The following is an 11,073-nucleotide window of genomic DNA, read 5'->3' as shown; positions in this document are numbered from 1 at the left end:
ACGGCCTGCGCGCCGACCACGCCGGCGTCGAGCTTGAGCTGTACTACCAGCCCAAGGTGGACATCGACTCCGGGCACGTCACCGGGGCAGAAGCCCTCATCCGCTGGAACCACCCCGACTGGGGGCTTGTCTCCCCCATCCGGTTCATCCCCATTTTGGAAAAGGGCGACCTTATCGTGCCTGTTGGAGAATGGGTGCTGCGCGAAGCCTGCGCCGCATGCAGCCGCCTGCACGCCGCCGGGCACGAGGACCTGCGCATTGCCGTCAACCTCTCCCCGCGCCAGTTCCTTGAGAGTAACATCGTGGCCATGGTGGAGCGCTGCCTGAAGGAGCACAGCCTTGCCCCGCGCTTCATTGAGCTGGAAATCACCGAAGCCCTGCTGGTGCAGGACGTGGTACGCGTTTCCGAAACGCTCAAAAGCCTCAAGCGCCTTGGCGTCACCATCGCCGTGGACGACTTCGGCACAGGGTATTCGTCGCTGTCGTACCTGACGGAATTCACGCTGGACACCCTCAAGATTGACCAAGCCTTTATCCGCAACGTGGAGAACGACAAAAAGAGCGCGGCCATCACCAGCACCATTCAGGCCATGGCCAAAAGCATGGAACTGACCGTGGTGGCCGAAGGCGTAGAGAATGAGGCGCAGCTGGACTTTCTGCGCTCCCTCGGCTGCGTTACGGCGCAGGGCTACTATTACGCCAAGCCCTTGCCGGAAGCCGCATTCCGCGACTGGCTCCGCGCCCAGCCAGCCCCGCAGGGACCAGCCCCACACTGCGGGCCCTAGCCCGCCACAGGAGCCAGCATGGACGACATTCGCCTTGCCTGTCACATCTGCGGCGGCCCCGCCGCCATTGAGGGACGCTGAGCACGCGCCACGGTTGTCTGCAAGGCTTGCGGATGCGCCCTGCCCCTCGCGGAATACCGCGACGACATCGACCGCTGGAAGGATGACGTCTGCGAAAATCCCCCCTCCGGCGAAACCGGCGGTGAGGACAACGTACACGGGGAGGGCCACACTTCCCTTCCCCCTTCCGACACGGAGGACGCATGAGTTGGCTGCTTGCCCTTCTTGCCGCCGGAGGCGCCATCTACTTCTTGGTACAAGCCCACCGCCGCGCGAAAAGCGACTTTCGCGACGCCATGAAAAAGGCCGAAAGGAAGCGTCACGCTCCTTCCGGCCAGTCAACGGACCGTAAAGTCTAAATCCCGTCCCGTCAGCGCCGCCTTTTGGCGATGAGCCGCCCGGTCATATAGTAGTTGTACGCCAGCGATATCATAATGGCGAACAGCGCGGACGCCACGCCCATGGCGGCGTTGTAGTATGGCGGCGCAACCAGCGCGAGGCGGATAAACACCGTGCTCAGCGCCAGCCCGGAGTTGCGGAACATGGCCACAAAGCCCGGCAAATGCCGCTGGGCCATGAGCACAATGAAAATATCGCTAAAGATAAGCACGGTGTAGAACACCGTGAAGAAGTCGAACATCTCCGCGCCGGACACACCAAGCCACAGGTTGTAGGCGCCAAGCACCGCAAAAAGGGCCAGCAGCAAAAGCGACAGCGCCTTCTTGGTCAACACAAAGGCGTAGAGTCCCGCCCCGTCGTGGTGCACCTTGCGCACCTTGCCTACCCGGATAAACACCGTCAGCAGCACAAACACCACCAGCGCGCCCATGCCATCGGACAAGATGCGGAGCAGCGGGGTCATATCCTGCGGAAAGACCAACGGCTCGTGGATGTTGACGAGCTCCTTAAAGCAACTGCGCAGAAGGATGAGGGCCAATATCTCAAACTGCTTGCCCACCGCCCGCGAAAAGGACCGGGGCAGGGTGAGCACGAGCTGCATCACCTCCTGAAGCAGCAGCAGGGTAAAGGCCATGTTCACCGCATAAAAATGATTTGTCGGCACCACACGGGCGAGGGACGCGGGGAGAAGCCCCCATCGGTTCATCTCAATAGCTGCCAGCGAACCCAAAAACACCACAACGATGGCCGTCGCCAGCCGGCGCGAGGTCATCTCCCCTTCCCAGAAGGCATGCACGGAGTCGAACCCGTGGGCTACGGTCTCAAAAAAATACGTCAGGCCCCGCGTTATGGCGCTTTGTCGGGCCTCGGTCTGTGTGTCTGTCTCCATGCTGTTTCCGTCGTGCGTTGTCACGCTGTCTGCCGGTCCTTGGTGATGGTGCTTGTATGATGCGCGGAGCCCCGCACAGGACGCAAGGCGAGCTACCGCACGCCCTGCCCGTTCAGATACGCGCCCAGCTTCTTATCCGTGCCGGAGATATGATTTAGGAACCACTGGGTCAAATACTCCAGCACCTCCTCCATCAAATCTTCATTGCCGCCCAGATATTCGCCATAGAATTCGGTAGCCTTCAGGCTACACTCCATGTGCTGCTCCACATGGGCATCATACCCGTCGTAGAGAAACCGGTCCATGTACTTTTCCTCTGCGGCAAAGTGCTCCCGCGTGTAGTCCACCAGTTCACGCAGCACATCGAGCAGGACGGAGCGGTCCCCCCGGCGCCATGCGGCGTCCAGCGTCTGTATCATGGTGATAATGCGCTGATGCTGCGCGTCAATCTCGCCAATGTTCACGCGCAGGTCTTCCGTCCATTCAATGCTTTTCATTCCGTAACCCCGTATGGTTAAACGCGCGCCGTGAACGCGGCGCACCTTGGCGCGAAGAGTACCCACTGCCGCAGGCAAGGGCAAGGCCATGATTCTCCTTCCCCAAACGCGCTGCGCCGTCTTGCTCCTGCCCCGCCTCTCAGGCATAACAATATATGGAGTCTTCACCACGCACGCACCACTTCGGAGCAGCACGTGACCGACACGGCCCTGTCCGAACGCATCCGGCAACTTGAGGAAGCCCTCAGCCGCGGCGACATCGACCGCGAGGACTTTCTGCGCACGCTCACCCGGTTGACGCAAAGCGCATCGGAAGCCCTCTCGCGGCGCGCGGGCACCCCCCCGCCGGCGCCGCCTGCCACATCCCCGGCAACGCCGCCGCTCCCGGACGCTTTGGCCCATGCCCCTGCGGGCGACAACGGCGCACAGGCGCACGACAATTCCCCGCCCGGCCCCGCCACGCTGGAGCCGCTGTTCTTCGACATGCCACAGACGCCCAGCGACTGGCCCCCCAAACCGGTGGACCCGGGGCGTGTTATCGTCACGGGACGATCATCATGGGACAAGGTGGCGCGTCCGGGGAACCTCCTTGGCGCAGAGAGGCAGGGAAAGGAAGGCGAGAAGCGGGACGACGCCGCACAGCTGAAACGGGACTATCTGGCGCGCATGGCCTCGGACAGCCTGCGCAAAACCCGGCGCAAGAAGAACGCGCAGGCCGCCTTTGTCATGTCCCTCGCCCTTGGCGGGCTGGGGCACCTCTACATTGGGGCCATTGGCGTTGGCTCCGCGCTCCTGCTTGTCAGCACCGGATGCATGGCCGGACTGCTGCTGGGTGAACCAGAGGTGCTGTTTCTGCTCGCGCCCATGAACCTGCTAGCCGCCGCCCTCGCCCACAAGGCCGCCCTTATCCTCAACCGTGACATCGACAACAAAACCCGCGCCGCGCGCCGTATGCGCGGGACGGATGAGCGCAGCGGCATCGACCTTGATAAATCCATACGCACCACGGAACAGGTGCACCGCGAAGTCGCAGACTAAGCCCTGTTCGCCGCGGCACGCGCTCTACACCATCGCGGCACGCCCTCCCCAGCTTTGCCCGGCCACGCGCACAGCGCCCAGCCTCTTTTTATAATTTTCACAAGCGATACCAGCCTGTTCGCCCACACCCGCCCCCCACACGGCCATGCAACACGGCGTTCATGCACGGTGCGTGGTATGCACAAAACGCCCGCATGACGCCCCGGACATCAGGCCGCCAGCGCCGGATTCAGCCCCCATGCCTCTCCAGTCACGGACGGCGCTCCAAACGGCATTCCGCCTCATGCTCCCGCCCTCACTCGGGCCAGCACGGGAGGGGAGGCGCAAAAAAAGCCCCCCGCTCAGTGCGGAGGGCTTTTGTTGCATCGCGTCACAGGGCAGCTACACGGCCTGCGCCGTATCCTGCCGCTCTTCGCTCATGGCGGTGGCGTGCTTGGGGCACATCCACGCAAGGCGGTGGGTTTCCGGGTCGAAACAGGCGCGCACGCCCTGTGTTTCGCCGCAAACCTGGCACGGCTCCGGGGTGTAATTCTTGGTAAACACGCCATAGCGCAGCAGCGCCTTGTGGAACAGGGAAACCACACGGCTGCGGCCATATCGGCGCATGGCGGCCATGTCGCGCTTATTGATGGTGCCCAACTCGGACACACGCACGGACGTGCGCTTCTGGCGGTCGATAACGACCTCCCGGCCCTGAAAGCGCATGACTGCCGGCTCTTTCCAGCGGCAGCATATCCTGCCTCTTGATCTGTCGTACAAAAGTGTCATGGTGCTCTACTCCGAACAGTGTATGGACGACGCTGCGCAAGCATAAACGGCTTGCGCAAGCACTCCCCTCTTTGCAAGCTGCCGCAGCAGGCTTGCAGACCTTGCCCGCCCATGAACGCGAAAGTGTAAAGAAATTTACGATTTAATGCCGCATTCTGGAGACCCAGCGCAGCGATAAGGCGGTGCCACAGTGTGGCGACAGGCAGGGGCGTAACTCGTTAGCGTCGGACTTTGTGCATATTTGAACTGGTTGAACAGTCAATCAAAGTGAAATCGTTGTCAAGCGGAAATGACATCCCGCCGACAATTTTTTGCCAAGGTCCTATTACTCCACGCTATAGCCCAGGCGGCAACGCATACAAACAAACAATTGGTCGCGCCGCCCCGTCCAACGTAACTATCACAATAGGGCTTACGCCCTATCCGGAAAAGCAAGGACAACACATTGAGAAAAAAGGAACTATCCGCCCGCACGGTGCGGCGCATTCGTGATGCGCGCATCGTCTATTGTGGTGTGCGCGTGCTTTTGGGGGGGCTTTTCATCTTTGCCGGGCTGACCAAAATGCTGGACATCCCGGCCTTTGCCGCCTCCATCGACAGCTACGGCATTTTGCCCACGGCCCTGTCCGAGCTCACGGCGCACGTGCTGCCCTTTGTGGAAGTAGGCGCAGGCATCGGGCTGATTGCGGACATCCGCGGCAGCCTTGGGGCCATCACCATCATGAACGCCATCTTTCTCGTTTTCCTTGCCCGGGGTATCGCCATTGGCCTTGATATCGCCTGCGGCTGCTTTAGCACCGCGCCCACGGAGCCATCCTTCTTCAGCGGGATGCGCTGGGCCTTTGCGCGCGATGTCATGTTCATGGGACTTATTGCCTACGCGTACTGGTGGCGCCGGGCCAACGGGGCGGTTTTGCGCCCGTTGTCGGCGCTTGTCTTTTTCCGCAGACCTTCAACAAGGGGAACCTCCTGATGCGCCACCACGGCTCACTGACCACCCTCGTCCTCACTGCTGTTTTTGTCCTTGGCCTGACTGCCAACGCTTCCGCCTTCTTCGGCACCAACAAATTTGAAAAGGAAGTGGAAACCGAGCAGAGCGCGGTTAAGCTCGTGCGTGAAGTGCAGCGTGGCGGATACGACATCATCACCACGCAGGAACTGGCCGAACGCATGAAGGCCGACCCGGACATGCTCGTCATCGACACCATGCCCTATGAGGCCAGCTACGCCAAAAACCACATCCCCGGCGCGGAGCAGTTCCTGTTCCCCATCCCGGAAATGGACGAGTGGGACACCGCCGAAACCGGCGGCAAAACCGTGGACGACTTCACCGCCCTGCTTGGCCCCGACAAGGACCGGACCATCGTGGTGTACTGCGGCTTCGTGAAATGTACCCGCAGCCACAACGGCGCAATGTGGGCAAAGCGCCTCGGCTACACCAACGTCTACCGTCACCCCGGCGGCATCTTTGCATGGAAGGGCGCGGACCTGCCTGTTGACTCCGTCAAATAACGTCCTGCCCTTTCCCCACAACACAGCGCGGCGCCCTGCTTCGGCAGGACGCCGCGCTGCGTTTTTCCGGCTTGTGCGCCGCGTTGCTGCTCTCCATCGCCGTGCGCCGTGCCGGGAAATCTCTATTCTGCACCTCAAAAGCCCCGCGTCCCCCGCCAGCCCATCATCCACAGCACTGCACGGGCCACAAACGTCGTCCCCCCCTACTCCACCCGCCGCAGGTCGCGCATGATGGCGTCCGGGAAGGTGTAGAGCGCGTTGCGCCCAAGGGTCGCCAGCGCCCAGCCGGGGACAGCGCCGCGCCGTCGCCCCGTTATTCTGTAGCGCGGATAGAAAATGGTGCCGCCCTCCAGCAGCCGCCACACCCGGGCGTCACGCAGGGAAAAGTCGTGCCCATCCACGCGGGTGGCGGTAAAGCCCGTTCCCCCCGGAACCCGGCACCCCACCAGCAGCACAAACGCCCCTTCAAAGCGCCCACAAATGTGCTCTATCTCGGCAAGAACGTCGCGCCGTGCCCCGCCACCGGATACATCCAGCACAACAAGAGCGTCGCGGGAATACAGGTAGGGTTTTTCCGTGTCGATATGCCGCAGAAATTCGGCAGGGGTCAGGTTGTAGAGATAGAAATTCTTACTGGCCGCGCCCAGATTCAGCGCGGTGTGGTAGCGGTCGCTTTCATGTTCGCAGGCAAGGCACTCCCGGTCCTGCGCGCGGGCGGCAAGGTGCAGGGCATTAGCCGGGGCCTCGCCGCCAAGGGCGACAACGTATTCGCAGGCATCCATGACGCAGTCGGCCACACGCGCAAGGGCGTCATCACACGCAAAAACCGCGTGCCCCCCTTTCCGGCGTGCCGCCCACTTCCGCCACCAGACGCTCCCAAGCATTGCCCGTCCTCCTGCGTCCAACACTCTACGGCTTACGGACCTGCATCAACGCTGTCCCCGTGCGCCGGACGCCTTTGTACAAGCATACCAGCGCCCCCGGCCTGCGTCACGCACCGCAGAAAAAACAAATCCCCCCGGCGACTGTCCTCACAGCCATCGGGGGGAGTAGGGAATGGTTTCCGTCGTTGCCCAAATCCACGGCCTCAACACACTGGTTTGAGGTTCGCTTCAGTGTTGCACACTAACACGCCAACCGAAACATTCTGGCCATACTGGCGCGAAACTCGCGCCGCGTTTCGCGGAAGGGTCTTCCGCGTTGGCGTCATTCATCCCGGCATGCGCTTGCCGCTTAACAGGTGCCGCCCGCGAAAAGCGTGTTTCAAAAAAATCCCGTTGTGCGGCACAGGCCAGCAGGGAACGGGCTTTTTTCCTGTTCATTCTCTCCGGCGGAACCTCCCCGCGCGTGGGTGGATTCCCATCCCGGCTCGCGTTGCCGGACCGGAGTCGTAAGAAGTAGAAAACCTCTTAAGCGGTAATGGATCGCTGATCTTTCAAAGAACTTTTTTCCATTGACTCCATAGTCGTGCGGCGGGGCGTAAAAGTCAACCAAAATCGTACAAAATTTTCCTTTATACCACAAAACGCGCGTGACGAAACGCTTTTTGGCGCAACATGCATACTCCTGCGCCATCCGTACCCCACTCTGGCCCTGTTCTCCGGCAGTGCTCTGCCCCTTTTACGCCGCCTTGCGTTGGTCCTGCATGCCGCGTCCCGCCCCGTAGCGGTCGCAAGGCCCGGATTGCCTTGCGTTTCGGCCGCTTTTTCCGTACATGGGCGGCATGTCCAATCCACAGAATTTCCCCCCGGCACTGGTGGACTGCCACCCACTCATCCGCCGCCTGAGCGGACAGGTCATCTGGTGCATGTTTGAGGAATATGAAGCCGACCCCGCCGACATCGACGCCTTTTTGCAGTGGTATGAAGCCCGCAGGGCAGAAGCCCTCAGCCTCATCGCCCGCGTGCAGGACCCCGTCCCGTCCGGCGACATCGCGGCCCTGCGCATCGAGGTGCAGGACACGCCGAACACCTGCGACTTCTGCGCCGCCCTCAGCGGCAAATATATCGACGCCTCGGACCCGGATTTGTCCACTCTCCTTCCGCCCTACGGCCTCGGCTGCGCCGCACGCGCCGTTGCCGTCAGCCCGGAGGACGCCGCCGCCCTCAACCCGGCCGACCGCATCACGGGTGAAACGGCGCCGCCCTGCAACCTGCTCTGCGGCGACTGGATATTCACCCACCCGTGGAGCACCCGCGGCCTCGCAGACAAATAGCCGCCAGCCTGCGCTGGCCTCTGTGGCCCCTCTGGCGCCACAGCACCGCTTGGGCGCGCTACCGCGCCCCGGCGGGTTTTCCAGCCAGCCCGCAGTAGCCTTCATCATGCTCGCCGTTCTTGTCGGCATAGCGAAAGCGCCACATCATACACTGTACGCCCTGACAGAGGGGGATTTTCCCGTCCTCCGCCTTCAGGTGCGGGCAATATTTTGTCCGCGCTTCATCCTGTGGAAGCATCATGGCTTACCCTCCCTCAATTTTGGCTGGGTTGGCGGACTCCCCCGCCGCAGGTGATGGAAGAACGCTCAAAAGCACGCGCAGACATTACTGCCCTTTTCGCCTTGCGCCGCAGGCACTCCCCGCATGGCCCTCCCAAAGCGCAGGCTGTACCCACGCTCCCCTCTCCAGAACACACCGTCGGCATGAAGAGTCGTCCACCGGACGATAGCACATCCCCCCGCAACGCAAAAGTGCACAAATCCAAGATGTTGCACCACGCCGCGCCCCTCCCTTTTGCGCCGCGTGGCGTCCTGCGCCAAGCACTCTCAAGGCCACACGAAAAGTTAGCACCCTAACTTCTGCGCCAGCATTGACGTGATGACACCACTATCGTAGGCTTGAGCATCCCAAGGACCGTGCGCCATTGTAGCGCGCACCAGTACCGCAGGAGGCCCTTATGGGACATTGGCAACGCGGATCGCCGCTGGCGACACTCCCTGAGTTTTTGGCAACATCGCCCGATCCGGGCGAGTCCCTCCATGCATTCATCGAAGCGATGGAAGCCGTCTACAGCCCGGATATTTTCAGCCGCGCCATTTACTTCCTTTCCCATATTTCCCTGCCCCCTGACGAAGCCCGCGAGCACTGGCTCGGCGTTCTGCGCCATCAACAGCGGATGCGCGAACTTGGCGAACAGGACATCAGCATTTTCGCCACGGTGGCCGATTATTTCACCCGTTTGCACCCACGCCTGCAATCTCCGGTCGCCATTGAGGCGCACATCCTTGAGCAGTGCGAACGCCTTGCCCACATCGACGACCTGACAGGGCTGTACAACCGCCGCGCCTTCAACCTTGAGCTGGAGCGCGAGATTGAGCGCTCGCGCCGCGCGGGGACGCCTTTTTCCCTGCTGATGGTGGACATTGATCACTTTAAACGCGTTAACGACCACTTCGGGCATCAAACTGGCGACCTTGTCCTGCAGACCATCGCCGCCACCCTGACGCGCACGGCGCGCGGCATGGACCGGGCGGCCCGCTACGGCGGCGAGGAATTCGCCATCATCCTCCCCGGCACCGGGCCGGACAACGTCTACGCCGTGGGCGAGCGCTTCCGCACCGCCGTGGAGCGCACAAATTTTTCCCTGCTGGTGCCGGACCTGTCCATCGTCACCATCAGCATTGGTGCGGCGGGCTTCCCTGCCTGCGGCACCTCGCCGCGCAGCATTGTCGCCGCGGCGGACCGCGCCCTGTACCGGGCCAAGCGCTCGGGCCGCAACCGCGTCAGCACCCGCGCCGAGGATATGCGCGCCCATGAGCGCCACTTCCTCGCGCTGGACCTGCTCTGCTCCGACCAACAAAACGGACACCCCCAACTCTACGCCCGCACCCGCGACATCAGCGAAGGCGGCATCGCCTGTGTCACCAACGGCAACGGCATATCTCCAGGCACGCCCCTTCGCGTCTCCATCATCGACAAAGCCCTGCCCTTTGAACCCACACTGAGGGCCACCGCCGTCTGGAGCACAACCAATGAGCGAAGCGGGCAGACGCACCTCATCGGCATGCAGCTGCGGGATAATCCTCCCGGCGTTATGAACTGCTATACCAGCTACCTACACACGCTGCTGCGCCAAACCAACGCCACAGCTTAGCCACGCCCGCCCCCACCTGCGCCCAGCAGCGCCGCCCTTTTTGCGCCGCGGGTCTAATGTTCTGCCACAAAAAGCCGATACGACTTTCAGCCAACATCACGGCAAGGAGTCATCATGGATATCGCCAACGTCACATACGCCGCACAGCCCATACTGCCCTTCTCGCCCGATTCCACGGTGCGGACCGTTTCTCCCACCTCGCGCTCGCATCGGCAGGAACAGACCACCCGCTCCTTCGGCGAAAATCTCGTATTGAACCTCGCCCCGCGTGAAAGCGAGCAGGATTCCTCCACACGCAGCGCCCTTGCCAAGGCGCTGGACAACTCCATGAAGTTCATCCGCGAAAACTTTGGCGAAGAAGCACAGGCCGCGGCCATGGTGCTTGTCGCACGGCGCATTGACGCCTCCGGAGATACGGACGAGGAGACCCTCAGCAAGGGCCTGCTGGATGTTTTGCGCATGGTGGACCGCAACCACGGCATGGCCGCGGGCGACTCGCTCATGAGCCAATTCAATGGTGAGCTCAACGCCGCCATCAACGACTTTTTCGACAACGGCTCACTGGAAAAGTTCTACGCCGCAGGGCAAAAGAACCCCGTCGCGCAGGCCATTCCCGACGTGATGTCCCATGTGATGGACACCTACGGCAGGGATACCGCGGGCGACGTCGCCACCATCATGCGCGAGACGCTGGATCAAAAGCTGTCCCCCTCGTCCCTGCGCAGCGCCCTGCAAAAGACCACCACCCTCATCGCCGAGCGCTTTGGCGCCGACGCCGGGCAGTCATTCTCCATGTTTGCAGGCAACATCATGGGCGAAATGGGGCAGGACCAGACCGGTCTCCTCCAGACGGGCGCACTGCTGGACATAGCGGTCTAGCCAACACAATTTCTGCACCATTACTCACGGGCGGAGCCATGCTCCGCCCGTTGTTGTTTGCGCCCCAGCGCCATACAGTTACATATCCATACGCAATACTTTCCAAAGCAGCTTGCCCCGCACGGCGTTCTCGACTATGCCGAAAGAACGAGTATCC

At 62.0% G+C, this 11,073-nt stretch carries 13 protein-coding genes; 8 read left to right on the top strand and 5 right to left on the bottom strand.

Annotation, left to right across the window (positions count from 1 at the left end; translation table 11 throughout):
- Both ACY69P_RS08930 and ACY69P_RS08925 read left to right on the top strand, forming a co-directional pair.
- Positions 1 to 785 (top strand): putative bifunctional diguanylate cyclase/phosphodiesterase (locus tag ACY69P_RS08930; RefSeq protein ID WP_462327218.1); only part of this gene is annotated, 785 nt, incomplete at its 5' end.
- Between the two features lie 263 nt (positions 786 to 1,048).
- Positions 1,049 to 1,204, top strand: coding sequence for a hypothetical protein (locus ACY69P_RS08925; RefSeq protein WP_459898566.1), 156 nt, complete (start codon positions 1,049 to 1,051; stop codon positions 1,202 to 1,204).
- A gap of 11 nt (positions 1,205 to 1,215) precedes the next feature.
- Here the strand turns inward: ACY69P_RS08925 and ACY69P_RS08920 are convergent, their stop codons facing one another.
- Positions 1,216 to 2,133 carry a hypothetical protein gene (locus tag ACY69P_RS08920; protein WP_459898564.1) on the bottom strand — a complete coding sequence of 306 codons (918 nt, stop codon included), beginning with the start codon at positions 2,131 to 2,133 and terminating at the stop codon, positions 1,216 to 1,218.
- 92 nt (positions 2,134 to 2,225) lie between these two features.
- Positions 2,226 to 2,630 carry a bacteriohemerythrin gene (locus ACY69P_RS08915; protein WP_462327217.1) on the bottom strand — a complete coding sequence of 135 codons (405 nt, stop codon included), beginning with the start codon at positions 2,628 to 2,630 and terminating at the stop codon, positions 2,226 to 2,228.
- Positions 2,631 to 2,825: 195 nt separating this feature from the next.
- Here ACY69P_RS08915 and ACY69P_RS08910 point away from each other — a divergent pair, with 195 nt between their 5' ends.
- Complete coding sequence (locus ACY69P_RS08910) at positions 2,826 to 3,668, top strand: hypothetical protein (RefSeq protein ID WP_462327216.1); 843 nt, start codon at positions 2,826 to 2,828, stop codon at positions 3,666 to 3,668.
- A gap of 381 nt (positions 3,669 to 4,049) precedes the next feature.
- On the opposite strand, the gene ACY69P_RS08905 is transcribed toward ACY69P_RS08910, so the two are convergent.
- Positions 4,050 to 4,373: a hypothetical protein gene (locus tag ACY69P_RS08905; RefSeq protein ID WP_404844144.1), complete on the bottom strand. Its 324-nt coding sequence runs from the start codon at positions 4,371 to 4,373 to the stop codon at positions 4,050 to 4,052.
- A gap of 508 nt (positions 4,374 to 4,881) precedes the next feature.
- On the opposite strand from ACY69P_RS08905, the gene ACY69P_RS08900 reads away from it, so the two are divergent.
- The gene (locus ACY69P_RS08900; RefSeq protein WP_462327215.1) at positions 4,882 to 5,409 is read left to right on the top strand and encodes a DoxX family protein; all 528 of its coding nucleotides are present in this window, start codon (positions 4,882 to 4,884) and stop codon (positions 5,407 to 5,409) included.
- Positions 5,409 to 5,948 (top strand): rhodanese-like domain-containing protein, encoded by a 540-nt coding sequence (locus tag ACY69P_RS08895; protein ID WP_462327214.1) that lies wholly within the window; start codon positions 5,409 to 5,411, stop codon positions 5,946 to 5,948. Before ACY69P_RS08900 ends, ACY69P_RS08895 begins: the two co-directional genes overlap by 1 nt.
- A 203-nt stretch (positions 5,949 to 6,151) precedes the next feature.
- On the opposite strand, the gene ACY69P_RS08890 is transcribed toward ACY69P_RS08895, so the two are convergent.
- Complete coding sequence (locus tag ACY69P_RS08890) at positions 6,152 to 6,832, bottom strand: hypothetical protein (RefSeq protein ID WP_462327213.1); 681 nt, start codon at positions 6,830 to 6,832, stop codon at positions 6,152 to 6,154.
- A gap of 839 nt (positions 6,833 to 7,671) precedes the next feature.
- Here ACY69P_RS08890 and ACY69P_RS08885 point away from each other — a divergent pair.
- A complete protein-coding gene (locus ACY69P_RS08885) occupies positions 7,672 to 8,163 on the top strand; it encodes a hypothetical protein (RefSeq protein WP_462327212.1) in 492 nt (163 codons plus the stop codon).
- Positions 8,164 to 8,221: 58 nt separating this feature from the next.
- Here the strand turns inward: ACY69P_RS08885 and ACY69P_RS08880 are convergent, their stop codons facing one another.
- Positions 8,222 to 8,404: a hypothetical protein gene (locus tag ACY69P_RS08880; RefSeq protein WP_459898551.1), complete on the bottom strand. Its 183-nt coding sequence runs from the start codon at positions 8,402 to 8,404 to the stop codon at positions 8,222 to 8,224.
- A gap of 436 nt (positions 8,405 to 8,840) precedes the next feature.
- Between ACY69P_RS08880 and ACY69P_RS08875 the strand changes: the two genes are divergently transcribed.
- Complete coding sequence (locus ACY69P_RS08875; protein ID WP_462327211.1) at positions 8,841 to 10,037, top strand: diguanylate cyclase; 1,197 nt, start codon at positions 8,841 to 8,843, stop codon at positions 10,035 to 10,037.
- Positions 10,038 to 10,151: 114 nt separating this feature from the next.
- Positions 10,152 to 10,916, top strand: coding sequence for a hypothetical protein (locus tag ACY69P_RS08870; RefSeq protein ID WP_459898547.1), 765 nt, complete (start codon positions 10,152 to 10,154; stop codon positions 10,914 to 10,916).
- The last annotated feature ends 157 nt before the right edge of the window (positions 10,917 to 11,073 follow it).

The organism is Desulfobaculum sp. (assembly GCF_054921475.1).
This window is presented reverse-complemented; position numbering and strand designations above follow the sequence as displayed.